Source organism: Phytopseudomonas argentinensis (assembly GCF_900113905.1).
Lineage (GTDB): Bacteria > Pseudomonadota > Gammaproteobacteria > Pseudomonadales > Pseudomonadaceae > Aquipseudomonas > Aquipseudomonas argentinensis.
The window spans coordinates 988,740-1,012,806 of the sequence record NZ_FORC01000002.1 but is presented as its reverse complement, the minus strand read 5'-3'; the positions used below and the strand labels follow the sequence as shown (position 1 = coordinate 1,012,806).

The 24,067-nt window shown below is 65.4% G+C and carries 21 protein-coding genes; 10 read left to right on the top strand and 11 right to left on the bottom strand.

Features of this window, described 5'->3' with window-relative positions; genetic code table 11:
• Window positions 1-68: 68 nt before the first annotated feature.
• From pepN to BM154_RS13100, 6 genes are all read right to left on the bottom strand, one after another.
• The gene (gene pepN / locus BM154_RS13125) at window positions 69-2,732 is read right to left on the bottom strand and encodes an aminopeptidase N (protein ID WP_074884432.1); all 2,664 of its coding nucleotides are present in this window, start codon (window positions 2,730-2,732) and stop codon (window positions 69-71) included.
• 69 nt (window positions 2,733-2,801) lie between these two features.
• On the bottom strand, window positions 2,802-3,635 hold the full coding sequence (locus BM154_RS13120; protein WP_074884429.1) for a DUF2797 domain-containing protein: 834 nt from the start codon (window positions 3,633-3,635) through the stop codon (window positions 2,802-2,804).
• A complete protein-coding gene (locus BM154_RS13115; protein WP_013790930.1) occupies window positions 3,635-3,898 on the bottom strand; it encodes a YeaC family protein in 264 nt (87 codons plus the stop codon). Before BM154_RS13115 ends, BM154_RS13120 begins: the two co-directional genes overlap by 1 nt.
• Before the next feature lie 71 nt (window positions 3,899-3,969).
• Complete coding sequence (locus tag BM154_RS13110; RefSeq protein WP_074884427.1) at window positions 3,970-4,839, bottom strand: rhomboid family intramembrane serine protease; 870 nt, start codon at window positions 4,837-4,839, stop codon at window positions 3,970-3,972.
• Window positions 4,836-5,810: a metallophosphoesterase gene (locus BM154_RS13105; protein WP_074884425.1), complete on the bottom strand. Its 975-nt coding sequence runs from the start codon at window positions 5,808-5,810 to the stop codon at window positions 4,836-4,838. Before BM154_RS13105 ends, BM154_RS13110 begins: the two co-directional genes overlap by 4 nt.
• Entirely contained in the window at window positions 5,810-6,697 is an 888-nt protein-coding gene (locus BM154_RS13100; RefSeq protein ID WP_073268818.1) for an NAD(+) kinase, read from the bottom strand. The genes BM154_RS13105 and BM154_RS13100 overlap by 1 nt, the downstream gene beginning before the upstream one ends.
• 216 nt (window positions 6,698-6,913) lie before the next feature.
• Between BM154_RS13100 and BM154_RS13095 the strand changes: the two genes are divergently transcribed.
• Window positions 6,914-7,879 carry a DUF1853 family protein gene (locus BM154_RS13095; RefSeq protein WP_074884422.1) on the top strand — a complete coding sequence of 322 codons (966 nt, stop codon included), beginning with the start codon at window positions 6,914-6,916 and terminating at the stop codon, window positions 7,877-7,879.
• Here BM154_RS13095 and BM154_RS13090 read toward each other — a convergent pair.
• From BM154_RS13090 to BM154_RS13080, 3 genes are all read right to left on the bottom strand, one after another.
• Entirely contained in the window at window positions 7,868-8,809 is a 942-nt protein-coding gene (locus BM154_RS13090) for a 1-aminocyclopropane-1-carboxylate deaminase/D-cysteine desulfhydrase (protein WP_074884419.1), read from the bottom strand. The genes BM154_RS13095 and BM154_RS13090 overlap by 12 nt on opposite strands.
• A gap of 35 nt (window positions 8,810-8,844) precedes the next feature.
• Complete coding sequence (locus tag BM154_RS13085; RefSeq protein ID WP_074884417.1) at window positions 8,845-10,131, bottom strand: chromosome partitioning protein ParA; 1,287 nt, start codon at window positions 10,129-10,131, stop codon at window positions 8,845-8,847.
• A 739-nt stretch (window positions 10,132-10,870) separates the two neighbouring features.
• Window positions 10,871-12,901 (bottom strand): NADPH-dependent 2,4-dienoyl-CoA reductase, encoded by a 2,031-nt coding sequence (locus tag BM154_RS13080; RefSeq protein WP_139225448.1) that lies wholly within the window; start codon window positions 12,899-12,901, stop codon window positions 10,871-10,873.
• Between the two features lie 338 nt (window positions 12,902-13,239).
• Here BM154_RS13080 and BM154_RS13075 point away from each other — a divergent pair, with 338 nt between their 5' ends.
• From BM154_RS13075 to BM154_RS13035, 9 genes are all read left to right on the top strand, one after another.
• Complete coding sequence (locus BM154_RS13075; protein ID WP_074884414.1) at window positions 13,240-14,298, top strand: AraC family transcriptional regulator; 1,059 nt, start codon at window positions 13,240-13,242, stop codon at window positions 14,296-14,298.
• Window positions 14,299-14,485: 187 nt separating this feature from the next.
• Window positions 14,486-15,673: a PepSY-associated TM helix domain-containing protein gene (locus tag BM154_RS13070; RefSeq protein ID WP_074884411.1), complete on the top strand. Its 1,188-nt coding sequence runs from the start codon at window positions 14,486-14,488 to the stop codon at window positions 15,671-15,673.
• A complete protein-coding gene (locus BM154_RS13065) occupies window positions 15,670-16,215 on the top strand; it encodes a thiamine pyrophosphate-binding protein (protein WP_074884408.1) in 546 nt (181 codons plus the stop codon). Before BM154_RS13070 ends, BM154_RS13065 begins: the two co-directional genes overlap by 4 nt.
• Window positions 16,212-16,538, top strand: a complete 327-nt coding sequence (locus tag BM154_RS13060) for a hypothetical protein (RefSeq protein ID WP_074884405.1) — start codon at window positions 16,212-16,214, stop codon at window positions 16,536-16,538. The genes BM154_RS13065 and BM154_RS13060 overlap by 4 nt, the downstream gene beginning before the upstream one ends.
• Entirely contained in the window at window positions 16,535-17,101 is a 567-nt protein-coding gene (locus tag BM154_RS13055; protein WP_074884402.1) for a DUF6162 family protein, read from the top strand. Before BM154_RS13060 ends, BM154_RS13055 begins: the two co-directional genes overlap by 4 nt.
• Window positions 17,102-17,137: 36 nt before the next feature.
• Window positions 17,138-18,064 (top strand): metal ABC transporter substrate-binding protein, encoded by a 927-nt coding sequence (locus BM154_RS13050; RefSeq protein ID WP_074884399.1) that lies wholly within the window; start codon window positions 17,138-17,140, stop codon window positions 18,062-18,064.
• A complete protein-coding gene (locus tag BM154_RS13045; RefSeq protein WP_074884396.1) occupies window positions 18,061-18,816 on the top strand; it encodes a metal ABC transporter ATP-binding protein in 756 nt (251 codons plus the stop codon). The genes BM154_RS13050 and BM154_RS13045 overlap by 4 nt, the downstream gene beginning before the upstream one ends.
• Complete coding sequence (locus BM154_RS13040) at window positions 18,816-19,715, top strand: metal ABC transporter permease (protein WP_074885339.1); 900 nt, start codon at window positions 18,816-18,818, stop codon at window positions 19,713-19,715. The genes BM154_RS13045 and BM154_RS13040 overlap by 1 nt, the downstream gene beginning before the upstream one ends.
• Window positions 19,712-20,599 (top strand): metal ABC transporter solute-binding protein, Zn/Mn family, encoded by an 888-nt coding sequence (locus tag BM154_RS13035; RefSeq protein ID WP_074884393.1) that lies wholly within the window; start codon window positions 19,712-19,714, stop codon window positions 20,597-20,599. Before BM154_RS13040 ends, BM154_RS13035 begins: the two co-directional genes overlap by 4 nt.
• 251 nt (window positions 20,600-20,850) lie before the next feature.
• Here BM154_RS13035 and epsC read toward each other — a convergent pair whose 3' ends face one another.
• Entirely contained in the window at window positions 20,851-21,813 is a 963-nt protein-coding gene (epsC, locus tag BM154_RS13030) for a serine O-acetyltransferase EpsC (protein WP_074884390.1), read from the bottom strand.
• Window positions 21,814-21,934: 121 nt separating this feature from the next.
• On the bottom strand, window positions 21,935-24,010 hold the full coding sequence (gene treS / locus BM154_RS13025; protein ID WP_425272833.1) for a maltose alpha-D-glucosyltransferase: 2,076 nt from the start codon (window positions 24,008-24,010) through the stop codon (window positions 21,935-21,937).
• Window positions 24,011-24,067 lie beyond the last annotated feature (57 nt).

The window sequence follows — 24,067 nt, the reverse complement described above, 5'->3', positions numbered from 1 at the left end:
CCAGAACGGACGCCGGAGGGACATGCAGCAGTTGCCCGGAGCGGCATACGCCGCTCCGGGGTTCGGCCTCAGGCCAGGCTCTTGCTGACCACTTCGTAAACGTCGGGCGACAGTTCACCGGAAGCGAGAATGCGCTCCAGCTCGCCCTTCATCAGCGCCTGGCGCTCGGCGCCGTATTTGCGCCAGCGGGTAAGCGGCGCCAGCAGGCGCGAGGCGATCTGCGGGTTCAGCGCGTTGAGCACGATCACCTGGTCAGCCAGGAAGCGATAACCGCTGCCGTCGATGGCATGGAAGTTCACCAGGTTCTGCCCGGCGAACGCGCTGATCAATGCGCGCACCTTGTTGGGGTTCTTCAGGGTGAACGCCGGGTGCTCCATCAGCGCCTGCACGCGGGCCAGGCCGCCCGGCAAGGTGCTGGCGGCCTGCACGCTGAACCATTGATCCATGACCAGAGCGTTGTCCTTGAATTGCTCGGCGAAGGCGGCCAGCGCCTTGCTGCGCTCGGCCTCGAAAGGCGAGTTGACCAGCACTGCCAGAGCGGTCAGGCGCTCGGTCATGTTGTCGCTGGTCTCGAACTGGTCGAGCGCCGCGGCCAGCACTTCAGGCTTGTCACCGAGCATCAGGTACGACAGCGCGATGTTCTGCAGCGCACGGCGGGCGAAGTGCTCGGCCTCGGCCACGTACGGCGTGTTGCGCGACACCTCGCGGTTGGCCTGATAACGCTGCCACAGCGGCTCGAACAGGGCGTCGGTCAACTGCTGACGGGCGAACTCGCGAGCGCCATGGATGGCATCGACGTCAGCCACGTCGCTGATTTCGGTGAGGTAGGCCTCGCCCGGCAGCGAGAGCATTTCGGCGACCATGGCCTGATCCAGCGAATCGTCCTGCAGCGAGGTGCGCAGCGCGCTGACCAGGCGCCCATCGAGCACCAGCTTCTCGCCGCGCTGGTGCTGGCCGATCAGCTCCTGCAGCACCTGCACGCTAAGCTGCTGGCCAGCCTCCCAGCGGTTGAAACCATCGCTGTCGTGCTGCATCAGGAACATCAGCTGGTCGCGGTCGTAGGCGAAGCTGAGCTTGACCGGCGCGCTGAAGCCGCGCAGCAACGACGGCAACGGCTTCTCGGCGATATCCACGAAGGTGAACGACTGCTGAGCCTCGGTCACCGACAGCACGCGGTTGCTGCCCACTGCAGCGGCTTCGCCCTGCAGGCGCAGCGGCAGGTCGTTGCCCTGCCCGTCCAGCAGGCCCAGCTCTACCGGAATCACGAACGGCAGCTTGCTGCTCTCGCTCTGCCCCGGCGTGGCCGGGCAGCTCTGGGTGAAGGTCAGGGTGTAGGTTTTCGCGGCAGCATCGTAGCGCTCGCTGACCGCCAGGCGCGGGGTGCCGGCCTGGGTGTACCAGCGCTTGAACTGGGTCAGGTCGACGCCGCTGGCATCTTCCATGGCCTTGACGAAATCGTCGCAGGTCACCGCCTGGCCATCGTGGCGCTCGAAGTACAGGTCCGAGCCCTTGCGGAACGCTTCGGCGCCCAGCAGGGTGTGGATCATGCGCAGCACTTCGGCGCCCTTCTCGTAGATGGTCAGGGTGTAGAAGTTGGAGATTTCCATGTACGCGTCAGGGCGCACCGGGTGGGCCATGGGGCCGGCGTCCTCGGCGAACTGGTGGGTGCGCAGGTAGGCGACGTCCTGGATGCGCTTGACCGTCGGCGAGTTCATGTCCGCCGAGAAGGCCGCGTCACGGAATACCGTGAAGCCTTCCTTGAGCGACAGCTGGAACCAGTCGCGGCAGGTCACCCGGTTGCCCGACCAGTTGTGGAAGTATTCGTGGGCGACGATCGCCTCGACGCGCTGGTGGGCGGCATCGGTAGCGGTTTCCGCGCGGGCCAGCACGGCGCTGGAGTTGAAGATGTTGAGGCCCTTGTTCTCCATGGCGCCCATGTTGAAATCGTTGACCGCGACGATCATGAAGATGTCCAAGTCGTACTCGCGGCCATACACCTCTTCGTCCCACTTCATGGACTTCTTCAGGCTGTCCATGGCGTGCTGCACCTTGTCGATGTTTTCCGGCTCGACGTAGATGCGCAGGGTCACTTCACGGCTGCTCATGGTGGTGAATTTGTCTTCCACGCACCACAGGTCACCGGCGACCAGGGCGAACAGGTAGGCGGGCTTCTTGAACGGGTCTTCCCAGGTTGCCCAGTGGCGGCCATCGTCCTCCTCGCCACTGGCGATCGGGTTGCCGTTGGAAAGCAGGATCGGATACTTCTGCTTGTCGCCGCTGAGCGTGGTGGTGAAGCTGCTCATCACGTCCGGGCGGTCGAGGTAATAGGTGATCTTGCGAAAGCCCTCGGCCTCGCACTGGGTGCAGAACATGCCGCTGGACTTGTACAGGCCTTCCAGCGCGGTGTTGCTTTCCGGGTGGATGCGCACCGTGCTGTCGATGACGAAGCTGGCCTGGGTCGGCTGCACCGTGAGCGTGCTGTCGGTCAGTTGATAGTCGCCGGCACCCAGTTCGCGGTCATCGAGCTTGAGGTGCAACAGCTCAAGTTGCTGGCCGTCCAGCACCAGCGCCGGCAATTCGGCAGGCAACGCCGGGTTGCGGCGCATCACCAGCTGAGCATGGACCAGGGTGTGATCCTCGAACAGCTCGAAGGTCAGGTGGGTTTCGTCAATCAGGTAATCCGGCGCCTGATAGTCCTTGAGGTAGATGGTCTTGGATTGTTCGGTGCGCATGGGAAACCTCTTCGATGCCGCGCCAGCTGGCGTGGCAGACAGGTGAATGGTGTGGGCCGCGCCTGCCGGTCAGGCGGCGCAGCTGGCGGCGATCTGGTAAGCGGTGTACTTGCGAATATTGATCACGCCGGTATCGAACATCAGGTACTGGCCCTTGATGCCCAGCAGCGTGCCTTCGGCAACGGGATTCTTGTCCAGGTTGAAGCTGGTGATCTTGGCAGGATAGCCCTCGATCGGGTAACGGATCTCCACCACGCTCTGCTCGTTGAGCGGCTGCACGGCCTGCAGGCCGAAGCGCTGTTGCAGCGCGGTGATGCCGCCGGCGCAGGCATCGAAGATCTGCTCACGCACGTACAGCAGATCGACCGGCGCCGCATCACCCTTGAGCAGCGCGCGCCAGTTGGTCTTGTCCGCCACCTGGCTGCGCAGCAGGTCTTCGACGAAGCCCGACTGCTGGCGCGTGGCCACACGCATGATCGGCAACGCCTGGGTGGCCCCCTGGTCGATCCAGCGGGTGGGAATCTGCGTGGCGCGGGTAATACCGACCTTGATGCCTGACGAGTTGGCCAGATAGACCACGTGATCGGTCATGCAGAACTGCTCGCCCCAGCCGGGATCACGGCAGGTGCCGGCGTCATAGTGGCAGCGCTCGGGGCTCATGATGCACAGGTCGCACTGGGCGAGCTTCTGCATGCACGGGTAACAGTAGCCCTGGCTGAAGCTGGTCTTGGTCTTGCGGCCGCAATGGCTGCAGTGAATCGCGCCGAGAAATTCCAGGCGCACGGTCTTGCCGATCATCGGATTGACGGCGACCTGCTCGTCACCCAGGCGAAATGCATACTGCACTGGCGCATCGAGCCTGGTGGCCATCTTGCTCAGGGCGCCGCGGGCTACTTCTAACATCAGTGCAGGGTTTCCGAGGACTTGAACAGAATGTTGGGAATGGGCGCGGATTTCGACGCGCATTCGGAAGTGCCCATGTAGCCGGTACGCTGGTCCTCGGGCAGGTTCTCGATTTCCCAGGCGATCATCGCCTGCAGGCTCAGCTCCTTCTGCTCCTGGGTGAGCTTGCGGCCGTCCGGCCACTTGCCGATCTCCACGGCCAGCTTGAGGCTTTCATACACGTCCGGGGTGATGTTGCGGATCAATTCGACGAAGGAGGACATGGCTGACTCCAGGGCTGGAAAAGCGCTGATTCTACCCTATCTGACCCACCAAGCCGAGGCGCCAGCAGCGCTCAGCGGCGCGCGAACTGGCGAGCCAGCAGCCCGCCGATCAACCCGCTGAGGCAGCCGGCGACCAGCCCGCCGACGTGGGCAGCGTTGGCGATGGCACCGAACTGCAGCAGCTCGAACACTCCGGTCATGCAGATCAATAGCCAGATCAGCATGCTCACCAGCACGCCGCGCGGCAGCTTGTACGCCGTATTCGGCGCCAGCAGCTGGAACAACCAGCAGTGGCCGAGCAGCCCGTAAAGCACACCGGACAGGCCGCCGAACAAAGCCGGCCCGGCATAGACGTATTGCGCCACGTTGGCGGCGAGGCCGAACCACAGGGTGAGCAGCAACAGCATCAGGGCGCCCTGGCGTGCTTCGATACGCCGCCCCAGTTCCCAGTACCACAGGCTGTTCATCGTCAAGTGGAGGATGCCGAAATGCAGCAGCATGGGCGTCAGCAGGCGCCACCACTGGCCGCTGTCGAGGGCCTGGGCAAAGGTGCCGAAATAGATGTACTGCCCCTCGATATGGAAGTCGACGAAACTCAGCCAGCGCACCACGTCGTATTCTTCGCCGCCCCAGGTCAGCACCGCGACCAACAGAGTCAGTGCCAGCACCACCAGGGTCAGCGGGCTGCGCCTGGCCTGGGCGGCGATGCCGGGCCGCGAGCTGGTGACCGGCGCACGCAGCGGCTGCAGATTCGGGTCGCCCTGGGGCGCCCGTGCATACAGCTCACGCACCTGCCCGGCGATCTCGTCATTCGGCACCCAGAGCACCTGCTCGTTGCCCTGCTCGGCCACCCGGTGCGGCACACCCAGCCTGGCCAGCAAGCTGATGAACGGCCCGAGATCCTCGTCCAGCGGGGCGCGCAGGGCGATCACCGGGCTCATTGCAGGGGCTCCGGTTTTTCCACCTCGACCCAGACGAACTTGGCCGGATCCAGGCGGGTTTCCTGATCCAGCCGGTAGGCCACCAGCTTGCCGTACATCACCGCGCTGTAATCCAGGCAGGCGATGTTCGGGCAGATCGGCGCCGGCGTGCCGCTGCGCCAGTAATGCCCGACGAACAACGGTGGCAGCTCGGGGCCGTAGGTCAGCAGCCGGGCCTTGTCCTCTGCGCTGAGCGGCATGCAGGCCACCTGCTCGGGCAGCGGGTCGGGCTGGAACTGCACGTCACCGTAGGTCAGCGGGTTGCCTGCCCAGAACTTGGTGCGAAAGAAGGAGCGAGTGAAACCGTCGCTGCTGGTCATGGTAAGCCCGCCCGGCAGGCGCATGTCGGTGCCGCGCAGCAACCGGTCGAGCACCGTGCAGGCGTAGCTGCCGGGCACGGCCGAGGCCTGCAGGAAATGTTCGTCGATGCAGCCATCCGGGAACTGCTGGCGCAGCGAGGCGATCATGTCCTCGTCCCAGCAGGCATGCACCACGCGGAAATGGCCGGCATCGAGAAACAGCGGCATTTCGTAGAACCACGCCAGCATGTCGCGCCACTCGTCCGGGTAGGCCTCGAACTGCCGCAGGGTCTCGCCGATCAACCGCTCGTGCCGTGCGGTGTGCTCGCGCACGAAGGTACGCCCACTGCCTGGCGGCGCCGGGGTCATCCAGCCCAGGGCGTTGAATTCGTGATTGCCCATGATGCACAGCGCCTCGCCGGCGCGCACCATGTCGTGCACCAGGTGCACGGCTTCGCGAATGCGCGGGCCGCGGTCGATCAGGTCGCCGAGGAAGATCGCCATGCGCTGCGGGTGGCGCCAGACCCCGTCCTGGCGGCGATAACCCATGCGTTCGAGCAGGCGCACCAGGGTATTGGCGCAGCCGTGCACATCACCGATCAGGTCATAACCGCGAGACGGATCGAGTTGCATCAGTCGCCTCCGCCGAGTCGGCTACCCCAGCCCAGCTTGGTACGGCAGACCTCGTAGTAGTTGTGATCCAGCGGGTGGATCAGGCACAGCTTCTGGGATTTCTTGCGCACCGTGATGGTGTCACCCGGCGCGCAGGTGAAATGGTTCTGGCCATCGCAGGACACCTGCGGGTAGAGCTGCAGATCCTTGGAGACGACGATCTTCAATTCGCTGTTGCCGTCCACCACGATGGGGCGGCTGGACAGGGTATGCGGGTACATGGGTACGACGACTATGGCATCGAGCTTGGGATGCATGATCGGCCCGCCCGCCGACAGCGCGTAGGCCGTGGAGCCGGTCGGTGTGGCGACGATCAGGCCGTCGGCCTTCTGGCTGCAGACGAACTGGCCGTCGATATACAGCTCGAACTCGATCATCCGGTTCGACTTGCCGGGGTGCAGCACCACGTCGTTGAGCGCATCACCCTGGCCGATCGCCTCGGAGTGGCGGCGCACCTCGGTCTCGAGCAGAAAGCGGTTCTCGGTCAGGTAGTTGCCTTCAAGCACCTCGGCGACCTTGGACTCCAGCTCGTCCGGGCGGATATCGGTGAGAAAACCCAGGTTGCCGCGGTTGATGCCCAGTACCGGCACCTTGTGACGGGCCAGGGCGCGCCCGGCACCGAGCATGCTGCCGTCGCCGCCGACCACGATCACCAGGTCGCAGAACTCGCCCAGGTGCTTGCGCGCCGAGGTCTGCAGGCCGTGGCCAGGCAGCACTTCGGCGATGGTGTCGTCGAGAATCACGTGCAGCTGGCGCTCGAGCAGGAACTTCTTCAGGCGACGGATGGTGTCGAGCACCTGGGTGCTGCCCAGGCGGCCGATGATGCCGATATTACGAAACTGCTCCATGGGGCTCCCGCGAGGCTCTGGCTCTAATGGCTCGATTATGGGTGAAAGGCCGTTTCAGGGGCACCCCCAAAACCACCCGGGTTGCCATCACGGCACTTTTTCGGCTGTTTGAGGATGCCGCCCAGGCCTGGTACTGACTACCTTACTGACATTTCCGGAGTAACCCTGGGCCAGCAAAGCCTGACGCCAAGCCGCGCAAACGCCTATGCTGCGGCAATGAATCCGTTCGCCGCGCTAGCCGACCTGCCCCGCCAACTCAGCGAACCCGCCGTGCGCGATCTGGCCTGGACGCTCTTGTCACCACCACTGCTCGCCCACACGCCCTGGCCGCAGCGCCACCCGCTGGCCGACTCGGGCTGGGCGGCCGAGCCGCGCCTGCTCGCCGACTGGTTGCAGCGTCAGGATGAAAACCCGCAAGCGCTGCAGGAATGGCTGTCGCGCAGCTCGGTGCGTCGCCTGGGCCTCTACTACGAACGCTTGTGGCAATTCGCCCTGCACGCCGCGCCCGGCATCGAGGTGCTGGCGGCCAACCTGCCAATTCGCCAGGCCGGTCATACGCTTGGCGAGCTGGATCTGCTGCTGCACGATGCCCGTGGCGTGCACCATGTGGAGCTGGCGATCAAGCTGTACCTGGGCCAGCCGCCGGGCGCACCTGAGCGCTGGATAGGCCCGGGCGGGCGTGACCGGCTGGATCTCAAGCTCGATCATCTCGCCGCCCACCAGTTGCCCTTGTCGGCTTCTTCCGAAGCGCGGGAGACCTTGCAGGCGCTAACCGATGCACCGATCCAGGCTTCGATGTGGCTGGGTGGCTATCTGTTCTATCCCCATGGGCTGGATCACCCGCCGCCGCCCGGGGCCGAGCCGGCGCACCTACGCGGGCGCTGGCTGCACCGCCGGCAATGGGCGGCGCTACAGGCCGAGCATGGTGATGCCCGCTGGCAACCGCTGCCGCGCAGTGCCTGGCTGGCCGCGGCGAAACTGCCGGCGACGCAGGGCTGGTCCGAGGTTCAGTTGCAGAGCTGGCTGCAAGCCCTGCCCGCGGATGCCGGCGCCCAGTTGCTGGTCGATCTGCAGCCCGATGGCAGCGGCTCGCTCGCCGAGCGCCAGCGGATCTTTCTGGTCGCCGATGACTGGCCGGCCAGCGGCACCGAACCCGGCGGCGCGCCGCCCTCAGCTACCTGACGCGTTACCAAGTGCAGCGCGACGGCCCTGCAGGCCGCCGGTGTGCACGAAGACCAAACGCCTGCCCGCCTCGACTTCGCCTCGTCCGATGGCGTCGCGCAGGGCCAGCAGCGCCTTGGCGGTGTACAGCGGCTCCAGGGGCAAACCGCTCTGCGCTTCGCATTGCGTCATAAAGGCCAGCAACTCGGCATCCTGGCGTGCGAAGCCGCCGCGGCAGGCATCCAGCAGCCGGTATCCGGCGTCGCTGACACCGGCTTCGCTCAGCAGCGAACGCACCTGCTCGGGCACGCCATGATCCAGCGGCACGGCGAGGGCGCCGTGCACGGTGCGCCGCCCGCCTTCGCCGACCACCAGCCCGGCAAGCGTGGTGCCAGTACCGGCGGCCAGCCACCAGCCGTGGTAGTCGTCCCAACCGAGCGCCGGCAATTGCGCAGCCACCATGGCGGGCAACTGCGCACAGCCCAGGGCGCCCGGTAGCCCGCCGCCGCCCTCGGGCACAGCCGTGAAGCCTGGGTAGCGCGCATGCCATGGCGACCAGAACGCTGGGCTATGCCGCTCGCGATAACCGCCATAGCCCAGCCAGTGCAGCTGCATGCCGAAGCCTTGCAGGTCCTGAACGGTGGGCGTGTTCTGGGGGTGGCCGCGCAACAACCCGACGGTGGCGAAGGAGAAACGCTGGCCGGCGGCGGCCAGGGCATGCAGGTGATTGGAGTGGGCGCCGCCGAGGCTGACGATGCCGGCTGCGCCCCGCTCGGCCGCAAGGCGCAGATGGGGCGCGAGCTTGAACCACTTGTTGCCGCTGATCAGCGGGTCGATCAGGTCCAGGCGCAGCACCGCCAGCTCGACGCCCGCCAACCAGTCGAAATGCACGCGCTGCAGTGGCGCCTGGGGATGCCAGGCGCTGATGGCAGCAAGTGGTATTGAGGTCATGAACAGACGGCCTGGAAAAAGGCCGTGAGTTTAACTTAGCCGACGGTACGCAGGCGGGCAGCCTTGTGCAGCATGCAGCAGTTGGACTCACCGACCACGAAACGGCCTGGCGTCTCGACCCGTTCGAGGGCGACGTCGCAGCGCTGGCCGTCCGCCTGCATACCTGCGCAGCGTGGCCGCTGGTAGTGCTCCAGCCACTGGCGGTACTGGCCTTCCGGCACGAAGCACTTGCTTGCCGCATAGGCCAGCGGGCTGGCAAGGTAACGGTCGACATCCTGCAGCGGCACGGTCAGGTGCCCGGCCCCCGGATGGAACACCACGAACACCACGCCTTGCGCGGCAAGGCGTTCGAGCACCTGGCTAGCACCACGCTGCGCGGCTTCGCCCTCACGGCGGCGCGCCTGCTCCTCGGCGGCAGCCTGGGTGGCCTGAATGCGCACGCGCAGTTCCTCGTCGAACTGCTCGCGCAGGATCTCGCGCTCGGTGCGCGCATGGCGCTCGGCGGCGCGCACCCGTACCGCCAGTTCTTCACGCTCGCCCAGCTGCGCCGCCAACTGCTCGGCCAGCTGGGCTTTCAGGCTCTGGTTGAGCCCTTCCTGCTGACGCAGCGATTGGCGCAACGCCTGGATCTGCCCCTGCAGCTCGGCCCGTTGCGCATCGCCATGGGCGGCAGCGCGCGCCAGCTCGGCTTGCTGCTCGCGGGCCAGAGCAGCCAGTCGCTCGCGCTGCTGGCGCACCAGCTGCGCGGCCTTCTGCCGGTAGTCATGGGACAACCGCTCGGCCAGTTTCTCGGCCAGGTCCCGGGAGGCATCGACGGCGTACCATTGATCCTCGGAGGCGACCTGCAGCCGCTCGGGGGTTACCGAGGGCGCCTCTTCTTCCTGGATGAGGATACCGAGGCTGTTGGCGCGCACCGTCTCGCGCAGAGTGGCCAGGTCATTGTTGCCGGGTACCAGGCTGGGGTCCCACAGGTGCATCTGGTGCCAGGACACCGGGCACTGGCTGCGACAGGCCAGGCGAATCGGCCCGGCGCCCAGGTCCGGGCCACGGCCGGCACGCTCGGCCATCTGCTGCAGGGGAATGTTCCAGCCGCTGTCCGGCGCACCTTCTTCGTCGAAATCCAGGTAGAAGAACACCGCCGAGCGAATCTGCAGGCGAGCGTTGACCACCATGTACACCGCTCGCACCTGTTCGTCGGCGAAGCTCGTCATCTTCACCAGACCATCGAGCAGCGTCTCGAACTCGGCGTAGAACATCTGCTTGCCGATGCTGCCGTCCGGGGTGAAGAACATCACGGCCTCGATCAGTTGCGCCTTGCTCATTGATGTTCTCCAGGCAAATAACGGTTCTCGGTCCATGTGAGCGGCCACGCTGAGGCGGCAGCCAGGCAAGTCTAGGCGAGAACCCATTACAGCCTGTGTGACCCGGTTGGCAGTCATTCAGCCCCAGGACGAACGGCACGACCGAATTGTGACCGTCTCGGTAGAGACCGGCCGAAAAGTGCAGATTAGAGCCTGTTAACGATCTTTCGGCTCGACTGCAGCGCTTTGACTGCAAAGTGGCGGAAGCGGCCGGTTGCTCCCGTTAGGGTGGCTGGTGATTATCTGTGGGAGCGGGCCATGCCCGCGAAAATAATGGACATAGCCCATCCTTCCAGAATGAGCCCGCCAGCATTACCGAGCTGCCTGTGCGCTCGGTTCCGCTCTGGCGAGCGGGTTTCTTTTGGCATTGCCCGGATGGCCGGCCCCGCCAAAAGAAACCAAAAGGTCTAGCCCCGCCATCCGGCCCCGGCTTCGCCGGGGTTCCCTCGCTTCATCATTGTTCCGAGGGCCCGACCTAGGCGGCCCCCCACGAAGGGCCATCCTTGGCCCATCGCGGCTCTCGCGACATCCATGTCGCTCAACCCTCTTCACAACGATTCCACTCGGCCTCCTGAAGGGGCGATTGGCGTCGTCAGTTACTTTTGCACGAGAGAGACATAAAAAAGCCAAAGCGCTGGATGTCCGCTTTTGCCTTGAAGCAGCCTCTTCAATGTCGCCTAAAAAGGTCGCGGACAGGTCCCTAGAGTTCTGCCGCCAACCGCGAGCCCTGATTGATGGCGCGCTTGGCGTCCAGCTCGGCGGCCACATCGGCGCCGCCGATCAGGTGCACCGAGGCGCCGCCGGCAACCAGTTCGTCCTGCAGTTCGCGCAGCGGGTCCTGACCGGCGCAGAGAATCACCGTGTCCACCGGCAACACCTGGGGCTCGCCATCGGCCACGCGGATATGCAGGCCCCCGTCGTCGATCTGCAGGTATTCGACGGCATTGATCATCTGCACCTGCTTGTTCTTCAGGCCCGCGCGATGAATCCAGCCGGTGGTCTTGCCCAGGCCGTCGCCGACCTTGCTCTTCTTGCGCTGCAGCAGAAACACCTGGCGCGCGGCGGGCTCGACCTGGGGTCGCACGCCGGCAACGCCGCCACGGGCCTGCAGGCTCGGGTCGATGCCCCACTCCTTCCAGAATGCCTCGCGATCCAGGCTGGTGGCCGGGCCGGCATGGGTGATGAACTCGCTGACGTCGAAGCCGATGCCCCCGGCACCAATCACCGCGACCCGCTGGCCCACCGGTTTGCGCCCCAGGATGGCGTCCAGGTAGCTGATAACCTTGGCGTGCTCGACGCCAGGGATGGCCGGCGTGCGCGGCACGATCCCGGTGGCCAGGATGATCTCGTCGAAGCCACCGGCCAGCAGTTCGGCCGCGCTTACCCGGGTGTTCAGGCGCAGCTCGACACCGGTGATTTGCAGCTTGCGCGTGAAATAGCGCAGCGTCTCGGAGAACTCTTCCTTGCCCGGTATGCGCTTGGCCACGTTGAATTGGCCGCCGATTTCCCCTGCCGCATCGAACAGGGTCACGCGATGCCCGCGCTCGGCCGCCACGCTGGCGGCGGCGAGCCCGGCAGGCCCGGCACCGACCACGGCAATCGACTTCACCGCGGTGGTGGCGATGTAGTTCAGCTCGGTTTCATGGCAGGCCCGCGGATTGACCAGGCAGCTGGTCAGCTTGCCGGCGAAGGTGTTATCCAGGCATGCCTGGTTGCAGCCGATGCAGGTGTTGATCTCGTCGCTGCGGCCTGCCGCCGCCTTGTTGACGAACTCCGGGTCGGCCAGGAACGGGCGCGCCATGGACACCATGTCGGCATCGCCTTCGGCCAGCACCTGCTCGGCCACCTCCGGGGTGTTGATGCGGTTGGTGGTGATCAGCGGAATCTGCACCTCGCCGCGCAGCCTGGCGGTGACCTTGGTGAAGGCGGCGCGCGGCACCTTGGTGGCAATGGTCGGGATACGCGCTTCGTGCCAACCGATACCGGTGTTGATCAGCGTCGCGCCCGCGGCCTCGATGGCCTTGGCCAGCACCACGATCTCCTCCCAGCTGCTGCCGCCCTCGACCAGGTCGAGCATCGACAGGCGATAGATGATGATGAAATCGCTGCCCACCGCCTCGCGCACCCGGCGCACGATTTCCACCGGCAGGCGCATGCGGTTGGCGTAGCTGCCACCCCAGCGATCACTGCGCTGGTTGGTATGGGCCGCCAGGAACTGGTTGATGAAGTAGCCCTCGGAACCCATGATTTCCACGCCGTCATAGCCGGCCTGGCGGGCCAGTACTGCGCAATTGACGAAGTCGGCGATCTGCTTCTCGATGCCCGCCTCGTCCAGCTCCTGGGGCTTGAACGGATTGATCGGCGCCTGGATGGCGCTCGGCGCCACCTGCTTGGGGCTGTAGGCGTAGCGGCCGGCGTGCAGGATCTGCATGCAGATCAGCCCGTCTGCGGCATGCACCGCGTCGGTGACGATGCGGTGCCTGGCCGCTTCTTCGGCCGTGCTCAGCTTCGCCGCGCCGGCGTATACGCCACCCTCTTCGTTCGGCGCGATGCCACCGGTGACCATCAGGCCAACGCCGCCACGAGCGCGCTCGGCGAAATAGGCCGCCATGCGCTCGAAGCCGCCCGGTTTCTCTTCCAGGCCAGTGTGCATGGAACCCATCAGGGTGCGGTTCTTCAGGGTCACGAAGCCCAGATCCAGGGGCGCGAGCAGGTGCGGGTAGGCGGTCATGGTCAGATCCATCGGCGTCGATCACGGAGGTTGCCGCCACCTGCGCGGGCAGCGGTCGTATGGCTTAGAACCTGTTCAAAGTCTGCTGCGCGTCGGCACTGCAGCGTTAAAAACAGGCTCGGACTGCTCATTTACAGCTCGTAAACTCCGCGTCCTCGCCTGTTTTCGCCTTGCATTGCTCTAGCTCGCGAGACTTGAACAGGTTCTTAAACGATAGTGAAGCAGATGCACCCACTCAATGATCGTAAATGACAAATCAATGATCATAAATGACAGCGCATCTGGCGCACAGCCAATGACCGGGCTAGGCTGGCGAACCCTCCTGCGCGACCTAATCGATGAAACCTGCCGCCATCCGCCTGGGCGATCTTTCCGTTGGCTACCTGCACAGCCTGGCCGACGCCGTCGAGCACCTTGGCCATGCTTCGCAGCCGCTGCTCGAGCACTATGGTTTCGACGCCGCGCGCCTCGCCGAACCGCGGGCGCGGCTGTCGATCCCGCGTTACATGCATCTGGGCCATGCCGCCATCACGCTGACCGGCGAGCCGGCTCTGGGCATGCTAATGGGCCGCTTCGCCTACCTGCACCGCCTTGGCCTGGCCGGCATTGCCGCGACCCAGGCGCCCACGGTGCGTGAAGCCGCCCGCACGCTGATCCGCTTCGAAACCCTTTACGCCGCGAACTATCGAGGCCGCTCCAGCCTGCAGGAAGACAGCGCCGGCGCCTGGCTGCGCTTCCACTCCATCGGCCCCTACAACGCCTACAACCGTTTCGTCGTCGACAGCGTGCTGGCTACCTGGCTGCAGCAACTGGCCGCCCTGGCAGGCAAGCCCCTGGTTGCCCAGGCTCTGCACCTGGAATTTTCGCCGCCCAGCTATGCCGATAGCTACCCACTTGCGTTCGGCTGCGCGCCTGGCTTCGAGGCGGACTTCAATGGCCTCAGGCTCGACCAGCAGACCCTCAATCTGCGTAATCCGCAGCATTGCCCCGGCACCTGGCATGAATTGTTACAACTTTGCGAGAGAGAGCTACAGGGGCTGACCCGCCCGCAAAACATGCGTGATCGGGTCATCCAGTTGCTCGGGCCGCGCCTGCATGGCCGTGAACCGGACATGGAGGATATCGCTCGCCAGCTGCAGCTGCCGGCCTGGACGTTGCGCCGGCGGTTGGCCGAAGAAGGCACGCGATTCAGCGCCATCGTCAATGAAACCCGGCGTGATCTGGCGGTAGCCTATGTACGCGACACCGAGCTGAGCTTCGGTGAAATCGCCTACCTGCTCGGCTTCGCATCGGCAGAAGCCTTCCAGCGCGCCTTCAAACGCTGGCTCAAGCAACCCCCGGGGGAAATGCGCCGCCGCTATCGGCAGGCCAGCAGCACATCTGAATCTATGAAATAACTATTTTCATTTGCAGCTGCGGGTTTTACGCTTCTCATCCGTCTTAGAAGATAACTGATCCATTCGTGCCCGCCCTGGCGGGCACCTCATCGGTTTGTTCACCTCGCTGGCCCGGGCTGGCGAGGCTTCGTTCGTACCTAAATCGCTCACCGTGCAGCGCACGTGGGCTCAGACAAGACTGATATACATGTCCAAGAAGTCGCGTTCAAAAATCTGGTTCCTGGTGCACAGCTGGCTCGCCCTGCCGATCTGGTTCTTCGTGCTGATCGTTTGCGTCACCGGCACCCTGGCAGTGGTCAGCCAGGAAATCGTCTGGCTGGCCAACCCGGACGTACGCGCCAGCAAGCCGTCCGATGACGCCGAGCTGTTGACCTTTGGCCAGGTGCTGGCCGAGATCAAGAAGGCCGAGCCGGAGCTGGTGGTGCAGACCATCAGCCGCCCGGACGAATCGCATTTCGCTCTCACCGCGCGGGTCAGCTACCCGGACGGCAGCAACCCGACCATCTACGTCAACCCTTACACCGGCGCCATCCAGGGCATCAGCCCCGAGTTCGACTTCCGCCAGTTCACCCGCGCCCTGCACGGCTGGTGGCTGGTGCCCTTCACCAACGGGTTCAGTTGGGGTTGGTACCTGGTGTCGATGATGGGCATCCCGATGCTGCTGTCGTTGATCACCGGTCTGGTGGTCTACAAGAAATTCTGGAAAGGCTTCTTCAAACCGCGCCTGCGCTTCAATCAGGGCGCGCGGATCTTCTGGGGCGACTTCCACCGCCTGAGCGGCATCTGGTCGATCTGGTTCATCGCCGTGGTGTCGATCACCGGCATCTGGTTCCTGATCCAGGCGATCCTGTTCGATAACCAGATTTCCATCTCCACCGAGGGCGTGCCCGCCGTGGTGGCCCGCGAAGACGTGCCGATCGTACGGCCCGGCGAGCCGATCCCGATGCTCGACGTGGACGAAGCCGCGCGCATCGCCATCAACAAGGTTCCAAGCCTGGACGTCAGCTTCACCCGCCTGCCCAGCAATGCCTACGACCATATCGCCGTCGGCGGCCGCGGCTGGTACCCGCTGATGATGCAGAGCGCCTCGATCAACCCCTACACCGGCGAAGTGGCCCAGCAGCGCCTGCTCGAGGATCGCTCCAAGCTGGAGTTCGTTACCGAGTCCATGCGCCCGCTGCACACCGGTGACTTCGGCGGCCTGTGGGTGAAGATGATCTGGTTCTTCTTCGGCCTGGTACTGAGCATGATGGTGCTCAGCGGCCTGCTGATCTGGACCAAGCGCACCGCCCAGGCCACCGCCAAGGTAATCAAGCGCCCGGCGCGCACCCGTGCAGCAGAAGCCCTCAGCGACAGTTCGGAGGTCAAGGCATGAGCAAGGCCATGGCAGCACAACCCGCCTCGCCACTGAGCCGCTTCTGGTACAAGTGGCGCTTCCACATCAACATCCTGTTGGTGCTCATCCCGCTGGGGTTCATGCCCAAGTACTTCGCCGATGTCGCGCTGTTTCGCGGCACCAGCGGCCTGGGCGAGCGTACGGTTGGCGAAGTACCGGTGGGCCCCTGGTCGATCACCCTGGCGGAATTTCGCGCCGCGCCGCCGGAGCTCGACGGCCCGGCCGGCTACATGAAGACCTTTACCGGCGCGCTGTGCAAGGAATGCATCAGCCAGGTCAAGGCCACCTACCTGCGCATCGGCAAGCCACGCAGCCTGCGCGCCGCCGGCGGCATCTTCTTCGGCAGCGCCTACCGCATGGGCGCCACCGTGCCGCTGCCGACCCGCACCAAGACCGACGCCGAACTGTGGATCACCATGGAGGGCTGGGACGGCTCCGTGCACCAGGCCGCGGTACCCCTCGAGCAGGCATCCCCATCCACCGTCGCGTGGCTGCAGAAACATCAAGGAGGCAAACCATGATCAAGCCCAACACCCTGCGCAACGTCGCAGCTATCGCCCTGCTGTCGCTCAGCGGCGCGGCCCTGGCCCACAACCCGATGTGCCAGTGCGAGGAACTCGACGCCGAGAACATTCGCTGCACCGGCGGCTTTTCCGACGGCAGCGGCGCCGCCGGCGTGACCCTGGATGTGATCGGTTACGACGAGAGCATTCTGGTGCCCGGCAAGCTGGCCGAGGACTCGACCCTGACCTTCAAGAAGCCCGAGGGTGAGTTCTACGTGCTGTTCGACGCCGGCCCCGGCCATATCGTGGAAATCGACCACACGGAAATCGAGGCCCCATGACGGTTCAGGTAGTACGCCCCGCCGGTGCCGGTCATGAAACCCTCTATGTGCTCCTGTTGTGCCTGGTCATCGTGCTGGCGGCCGGTTCGGTGGTGGCCTGGCATGGCGAGACGGACACTGAAACCGCCATCGCCAGCCACCAGATCGACGCCCGCCGCGACCTGACCGCCGCCGAACAGGGCATCTACGCCGACCTGCGCGTGGCCGCCGACGAGATCCGCATCCGCCGTGACGAAGAGCAGGCCCTGCTCAGCCCGGCTGAGCTGGCCGACGAAGGCTTCCCGCCCTTCGTGAATGATGCCAGCGCGACCAGCCGCGGCAGCCACCAGTGGCAGTTGCTGCCTGGTGACGTGGCCGCCTATTTCGGCGCCAGCCAGGCGCTGGAGGTTGCCGGCTCCCTGCTGATGCGCCTCGATGCCGAGCACGAGCAGGCTGACGTGTGGCTCAACCGCAATACCGCCAGCGCGCCCGTCAGCCTCGACGCGCCGGACCTGATCGCTGCCGGCTGGCAGCAGATCGCCTCCCAGTACGACGCAGGTGTGACCCGGCAGCATCGCCACTGATCACCTCTGACTCACCCGACAGAAGACCGCCCGCCCATGCCCATTTCCCGCTTTTTCCGCGCACGCCCTCTGCTGTCACGCCTGAGCATCGGCGCCCTGCTCCTGCTCGGCCTGGCCAGCGCGGCCGATGCCAAGCTGCGCATCGGTATCACCCTGCACCCCTACTACAGCTACGTGAGCAATATCGTCGGCGACAAGGCCGAGGTGGTGCCGCTGATTCCCGCCGGCTTCAACCCCCACGCCTACGAGCCGCGCGCCGAAGACATCAAGCGCATCGGCACCCTGGACGTGGTGGTGCTCAACGGCGTGGGTCATGACGACTTCGCCGACCGCATGATCGCCGCCAGCGAGAAGCCGGATATCGAAGTGATCGAAGCCAATGCCAACGTGCCGCTGCTGGCGGCCACCGGCATTGCCGCCCGGGGTGCCGGCAAGGTGGTCAACCCGCATACCTTCCTGTCGATCAGCGCTTCCATCGCCCAGGTCAACAACATCGCCCGCGAGCTCGGCAAGCTCGACCCGGACAACGCCAAGGTCTACACCCAGAACGCCCGCGCCTATGGCAAACGCCTGCGCAAACTGCGCGCCGATGCCCTCGCCCAACTGACCGAAGCACCAGACGCCGACCTGCGCGTGGCCACTGTGCACGCGGCCTACGACTACCTGCTGCGTGAGTTCGGCCTGGAAGTCACCGCGGTGGTGGAACCGGCCCATGGCATCGAACCGAGCCCGAGCCAGCTGAAAAAGACCATCGACCAGCTGCGCGAGCTGGACGTCAAGGTGATCTTTTCCGAGCTGGACTTCCCGTCCACCTACGTCGACACCATCCAGCGCGAGTCCGGCGTCAAGCTCTACCCGCTGTCCCACATTTCCTACGGCGACTACAGCGCCGAAAAATACGAGAAGGAAATGGCCAACAACATGAACACCGTGGTGCGCGCCATCCAGGATGCCGGCCAATGACCGCGGCCGAAAACCTGGGCGTGAAAGCCATTGGCCCGACCCTCGATTTCCAGCAGGTCAGCCTGGTCTTGGGGCGCACCTCGATCCTCGACAACGTCAGCTTCCAGGTGCGTCCGGGCAGCGTGCATGCGCTGGTCGGCCCCAACGGCGGTGGCAAGAGCTCGCTGATCAAGACCCTGCTTGGCCAGATGCCCCATCAAGGCACGCTCAGCCTGCAGTGGCCCGGCGCCGTCGGCACCATCGGCTACGTGCCCCAGGCCCTGGAGTTCGACCGCGGCCTGCCGATGACAGTCGACGACTTCATGGCTGCCATGTGCCAGCGCCGGCCGGCCTTTCTTGGCTTGTCCAAGCATTTCAGCAAACCTATCGACGAGGCCCTGGCTCGCGTCGGCATGCTGGAAAAGCGCAAACGGCGCATGGGCGCGCTATCCGGCGGCGAGCGGCAACGCGTGCTGCTGGCCCAGGGGCTGATCCCTACGCCGCAACTGCTGGTTCTCGACGAGCCGATGTCGGCCCTCGACGAAGCCGGCATCCAGGTATTCGAACGCCTGCTAGGCGACTGGCGCCGCGCCGGTATGACCGTGCTATGGATCGAGCACGACCTGGAGGCGGTCAAGCGCCTGGCCGACCGCGTCACCGGCCTGAGCCGCCGCGTGCTGTTCGATGCGCCGCCAGCCGAGGCCCTGACCCCGGAGCGCCTGCTGGGCCTGTTCTCCACCCATGCCCGCACTGTGGAGGCCGCCCAGCCATGATCGACTATGAACAATTTCGCCTGCTGATCCAGGGCTGGGCCTCGGCCGGCTACCTGCCCGCCGCGCTGGCCTATGGCTTCGTGGTCAATGCGCTGCTCGCCGGCCTGCTGATCGGCCCGGTGCTGGGCGGCCTCGGCACCCTGGTGGTGGTCAAGCGCTTCGCGTTCTTTTCCGAGGCGGTGGGCCACGCCGCGCTGACCGGCGTGGCCATCGGCATCCTGCTCGGCGAGCCCTACACCGGCCCCTACGGCGCGCTGTTCGGCTACGCGCTGCTGTTCGGCATCCTGCTCAACTACCTGCGCAATCGTACCGGCCTGGCCCCGGACACACTGATCGGGGTGTTCCTGTCGGTGTCCCTGGCCATGGGCGCCAGCCTGCTGCTGGTGCTGGCCGGACGCATCAACGTGCACATTCTGGAAAACGTGCTGTTCGGCTCGGTGCTGACCGTCAACGGTACCGACCTGCTGGTGCTGCTAGTGGTCGGCGGCCTGGTCATGGGCCTGGCGCTGCCCATGTACAACCGCATCATGCTGGCCAGCTTCAACCCGCAGCTGGCCGCGGTGCGCGGCGTTGCCGTGAAGACCCTGGACTACCTGTTCGTGATTCTGGTGACGCTGATCACCGTGGCTGCGGTCAAGGTCATCGGCGCCATTCTGGTCGGCGCCCTGCTGGTGATTCCGGCGGCCGCCGCGCGCCTGCTCAGCCAGTCGCTGAAAGGCTTCTTCTGGCTCTCGGTGCTGATCGCCACCGTCAGCACGCTGCTCGGCATCCTACTGCCCATCGTGCTGGATCTGCCGATCCCCTCCGGCGCCGCGATCATCATGATCGCCGGTATCGCCTTCGCCCTCGCCGCCATCGCGCGCGGCGTCGTACCAAGCTTGAAAGGGAACCTGGGATGACCCATCGACTTCACCACCTGGGCCTTGCCCTGCTCCTCAGCCTGCCGGGCCTGGCCCTCGCCAAGGACGTCACCGTCCTGGTATCGCAGCCGATCACCTTCGGCCTGGCCAGTGACCTGCTCGACGGCACCGCGGTGCACATCGAACGCGCCGCGCCGGCCAACCTGCCGGCCAGCCGCCAGGTGTCGTATTTCGCCGGGCGTGGCGCCGCCGCGCTGCAGAAAGTGGCCAGCGGCGCCGACGCGGCCATCGGCCTGCGCTCGCTGTGGGCCGAAGACCCGCTCTACCCCATGGCCAGACGCAGCAACATCCGCATCGTCGAGATCGACGCTGCCCGCCCGGTAGACGGCGCCCTGCCGGGCATCGCCATCCAGGCCGAAAGCGCCGGCGACAACGATCTGGCGGGCCACCCGTGGCTGGCGATCAACAACATGGGGCGCATGGCCGACGTGATGGCCGCCGACCTGGTGCGCCTGGCACCGGACGCCAAGACCAAGGTCGAGCAGAACCTGGCCACCCTCAAGCAGCGCCTGCTCAAGCTCAACGCCCATAGCGAGCGCGAGCTGGCCAAGGCCGACAACCTGTCGGTGTACAGCCTCAGCGATCGCCTGGACTACCTGATCAGCGGCCTCAACCTCGACCTGGTCAGCAGCGACAGCCGAGATGACCGCGACTGGGATGCCGACGCCCTGCAGTCATTGGGCAGTAGCCTGCAGGCCGATGACGTGGCCCTGGTGCTGGCGCACCGCAACCCGCCCAAGCCGGTGCTGGAAGCCATCAAGGCAGCCGGTGTGCCGCTGCTGGTACTGGCAACCGACAGCGACGATCCGGTCGCCGAACTGGAAGGCAACCTCAACGCACTGGTCAAGGCCCTGACCCAATAAAGGGTTTGGTGCAGCAATGAAAAAGGCCCAATGCAGCTGCATCGGGCCTTTTTGTATTGATCGTGGTGGGGCTCACCCCCAGCCGGCCGCCGGGCTCACAGCTCGGTGGCGTCTTCGGCGAACTCGGGCACGTCCTGCTCCAAAGCACGGGACTCGAGCAACTCTTCCTGATAATCGTCCATCTCTCTTTTCCTTTCTCTTTAGTCTCGCACCGAGTCTATGCAAGCTGCGTGAAAATCCTGTGACATGGATCAGCAACCACCTTGCTGCGTGCTTGCCTGGGACACATTACTACCCGGCTCGACACTGCGGGTGAGCCAGACGTTACCGCCGATTACCGAGCCCTTGCCGATGGTGATGCGCCCCAGGATGGTGGCCCCGGCATAAATCACCACTTCGTCCTCGACGATCGGGTGGCGTGGCTGGCCCTTGTGCAACTGGCCACTCTCGTCGCTGGTGAAGCGCTTGGCGCCGAGGGTCACTGCCTGGTAGATGCGCACATGGTTGCCGATGATCGCCGTCTCGCCGATCACCACACCGGTGCCATGATCGATGAAGAAACTGTGGCCGATCTGCGCGCCCGGGTGAATATCGATGCCGGTCGCACCGTGGGCGGTTTCCGCCGCGATGCGCGCCAACAGCGGCAGGCCGGCGCGATACAGGTGGTGGGCCAGGCGGTGATAGATCACCGCCAGCACGCCGGGGTAGCACAGCAGCACTTCATCCACGCTGCGGGCCGCCGGGTCGCCGTTGTAGGCGGCCACCACGTCCTGGTCGAGCAGGCGGCGCAGCGCTGGCAAGGCGGCCGCGAAGTCGCGGACGATGGCCACGGCCTGATGATCCACCTGGGCTGTATGGTCGCCGCGCTGGCGAGCGGCATAACGCAGCTCCATGCGCACTTGCGCCACCAGTGCGTTCAGCGCGCGATCGAGGGTGTGGCCGACGTAATAATCCTCGCTTTCCTCGCGCAGCTCGGTTGGGCCCAGGCGCATCGGGAAGAGTGCCCCGCACAGGCCGCTGAGAATCGCTGCCATGGCCTGCCGCGAGGGCAACTCGCGACCACCCAACTGCGAATTGCGACCGGTATGGCTGCGCCACTCGGCGCGGGCTGCACGCAGACCGGCAACGGTCTGTTCCAGCTCCCAGTTGATGGGGCGCGATGAAAGATCAGCCTCGGCGCCATCTTCGCTGCAGATGGCAAACTCGCCGTTCATGGAAACCTCAACTCAGCATGGGCCAGCACCCTCGGCCAGCCTGGATAGCGACAATACGGCGCGCCGCCAGGCGCGCTCAACTATTCGAAGGTTATGAGCTTAGTTCCCGAAGGCATAACGCTCAGCCATCCATTGGCGCGATACCGGGTGCCATGCTGGCGATCCGCAGCGCCAACCCTTCATAGGGCTCGAGCTGGATATGCAGCTCGCCTTCGGCAGACAGATCACCCAGCAGCCGCTCGTGGATGATGTCCACCACCGGCCCTGGCTCGACGTGCTCGAGAATGATCACCTCATCGATCGGCTCGGCGCCGAAATTCAGCGCCGTGACCTGAATGCCGCGACCCGCCGGCAACTCGTGGACCATGATCAGCAATGCCGGATGCTGCGTGACCGGTACGGCGATCTGCCGGCTGGAAGCCACGCCATGGGAACGTCGCGCGGCGAACAGCCGGCGCGCCTGGGAGGCGAACGACTGGGGATCCTGCAACTGCTCGCTAAGGCTGCCGTAGAGCTGCCGCGAGCGTGGCAGGCCTTCGGCGGACAGCAGCGCGTCCGGGTCGAGGTCGACCAGGTCATAGCCGCCGCGGTTGATCCAGCGGGTATCGCCGTCGGCGATCAGCTCGGCCACCTGCTCGGCCTCCAGCGGCAAGGCGCCCACCAGATCCCAGCCCGACAACGCCACCACGCCGGGCTGCATGGCGTTGAACATCAGCAGCAGCAGGTGCACGCGGCGAATCTGCTCGATATCGGCGTCGCTGATGGTGCTCAGGTCGCGAATACCCAACGCTGCGGTGATGATGCTCACCGTGGTGCAGGCCACGCCATTGGTGACGAACTTCAGGTTGTAGGGCGCATGCTCGCCGGTCAGGCGCTCGTACATCTCGCCGCGAATATGCTCGCGCAGGATGCTGCCCGGCAGGCTCTGGCCACGGAACACATAGGTGTCGTTGGCATGCAGGGTCCAGAAATGCACCAGCTCCAGGGTCAGCTCGTCATGGTTCTGCAGGGCGTGGATCAGCGATGCCGGATCGATGCCGAAGTCGTGCATCTGCAGCAACATCAGGCGCAGGAACTCGACGTCGCCGGTCAGCAGCGCGTGCTGGTAGGCCGGCCGGGTGATGAAGTCATAGGACAGGTCGGCGCCGCCCTGGGACATCGAGGCGATGTCGTCCAGAGTCAGGTTCAGCTCCTGGAAGCTGAACGCACCGGCCTTGCGGATCATCCCGGCGAGCAGCTGGTTGCCGGTCAGCGACAACGGATGGCTCTCCGACCAGGCATTGCCCTGGCTGCGCCGTTCGACACCGAGAAAGCCATTGGCATCCAGGCGCAACACCCGCGAGCCGATCACGTCGATGGCGTGCAGCGACTCGCCGGTGACCAGTTGCTGGGCGGCGAAGGTCGGGTCCAGCCAGTTCAGCGACGGTTGGCCTTCCTTGAAATAATGCAGGTACACCCAGCGGCGTACCTTGCCGTCGACACCGGTGATCTCGCCGGTGGCGCTCCAGTCGGTTTCCTTGACCCCCGGCTCGAAAAAGATCACCCGCTGCAGCTGGCCAACGATGTAGTGCTTGTCGCGCAGGGCATCGACGGTAGCCGGCGACAGGTTCACCGAGTCGCGGCCTTCGGCCAGCGGCGGCAGCAGCTCCCAGTCGGCTTCGGCGATTTCCACCATGTGATACAGGCCGGGATAGTCGCCGTAGGCCATTTCCGCCAAGCGGAAATCGGCACCCTTGCCGGTATGCGAAGGGATCGAGTCGTCGATGGTCACCGCGTTGTGCGCGGCGGCCACTCGGCTCAGGTGCACCAGCTGCTCCTCGCTGCCGAAACGCGGGTCGATCTCCAGGCTGATGCGGTCGAAGTTGCCATCGACGGTGGGCGTGTACTCGCGCCCCTGCAAACCACCGGAGCGGCGCAGCGGCCCGGTGTGGATGCCCTGCACACCCAGCTCGGACAAAGCCGCCCACAGGCGCTCGTCACCGAGCGCCTGGAGTACCGAGCCCTCGGGGGCGGTGATGATCGAGGCGGGATAGACCGCCAGCCACACCGAGGCTACCGCGGTAACGCTGCGTGGCCTGGCCAGTGCGTAGGGTTGTTGCCACAAACGGGCCTGGCCCGAATACAGGCGCGTGCGCTGGCGGGCGGCGTGCAGCATGGACTGCTCGACCAACCAGTTGATCTGTTGTTCATCTGCCATAGCGATCCCGGGAGTGAAAGGAAGGATCGCGAACGGCCGGGCCGTCCGCTGGTTCTG

Excerpts from the sequence above, each read along its gene's own strand:
- pepN (WP_074884432.1), bottom strand. The coding sequence starts at position 2,732 with ATGCGCACCGAACAATCCAAGACCATCTACCTCAAGGACTATCAGGCG.
- BM154_RS13120 (WP_074884429.1), bottom strand. The coding sequence starts at position 3,635 with ATGTTAGAAGTAGCCCGCGGCGCCCTGAGCAAGATGGCCACCAGGCTC.
- BM154_RS13115 (WP_013790930.1), bottom strand. The coding sequence starts at position 3,898 with ATGTCCTCCTTCGTCGAATTGATCCGCAACATCACCCCGGACGTGTAT.
- BM154_RS13110 (WP_074884427.1), bottom strand. The coding sequence starts at position 4,839 with ATGAGCCCGGTGATCGCCCTGCGCGCCCCGCTGGACGAGGATCTCGGG.
- BM154_RS13105 (WP_074884425.1), bottom strand. The coding sequence starts at position 5,810 with ATGCAACTCGATCCGTCTCGCGGTTATGACCTGATCGGTGATGTGCAC.
- BM154_RS13100 (WP_073268818.1), bottom strand. The coding sequence starts at position 6,697 with ATGGAGCAGTTTCGTAATATCGGCATCATCGGCCGCCTGGGCAGCACC.
- BM154_RS13095 (WP_074884422.1), top strand. The coding sequence starts at position 6,914 with ATGAATCCGTTCGCCGCGCTAGCCGACCTGCCCCGCCAACTCAGCGAA.
- BM154_RS13090 (WP_074884419.1), bottom strand. The coding sequence starts at position 8,809 with ATGACCTCAATACCACTTGCTGCCATCAGCGCCTGGCATCCCCAGGCG.
- BM154_RS13085 (WP_074884417.1), bottom strand. The coding sequence starts at position 10,131 with ATGAGCAAGGCGCAACTGATCGAGGCCGTGATGTTCTTCACCCCGGAC.
- BM154_RS13080 (WP_139225448.1), bottom strand. The coding sequence starts at position 12,901 with ATGACCGCCTACCCGCACCTGCTCGCGCCCCTGGATCTGGGCTTCGTG.
- BM154_RS13075 (WP_074884414.1), top strand. The coding sequence starts at position 13,240 with ATGAAACCTGCCGCCATCCGCCTGGGCGATCTTTCCGTTGGCTACCTG.
- BM154_RS13070 (WP_074884411.1), top strand. The coding sequence starts at position 14,486 with ATGTCCAAGAAGTCGCGTTCAAAAATCTGGTTCCTGGTGCACAGCTGG.
- BM154_RS13065 (WP_074884408.1), top strand. The coding sequence starts at position 15,670 with ATGAGCAAGGCCATGGCAGCACAACCCGCCTCGCCACTGAGCCGCTTC.
- BM154_RS13060 (WP_074884405.1), top strand. The coding sequence starts at position 16,212 with ATGATCAAGCCCAACACCCTGCGCAACGTCGCAGCTATCGCCCTGCTG.
- BM154_RS13055 (WP_074884402.1), top strand. The coding sequence starts at position 16,535 with ATGACGGTTCAGGTAGTACGCCCCGCCGGTGCCGGTCATGAAACCCTC.
- BM154_RS13050 (WP_074884399.1), top strand. The coding sequence starts at position 17,138 with ATGCCCATTTCCCGCTTTTTCCGCGCACGCCCTCTGCTGTCACGCCTG.
- BM154_RS13045 (WP_074884396.1), top strand. The coding sequence starts at position 18,061 with ATGACCGCGGCCGAAAACCTGGGCGTGAAAGCCATTGGCCCGACCCTC.
- BM154_RS13035 (WP_074884393.1), top strand. The coding sequence starts at position 19,712 with ATGACCCATCGACTTCACCACCTGGGCCTTGCCCTGCTCCTCAGCCTG.
- epsC (WP_074884390.1), bottom strand. The coding sequence starts at position 21,813 with ATGAACGGCGAGTTTGCCATCTGCAGCGAAGATGGCGCCGAGGCTGAT.
- treS (WP_425272833.1), bottom strand. The coding sequence starts at position 24,010 with ATGGCAGATGAACAACAGATCAACTGGTTGGTCGAGCAGTCCATGCTG.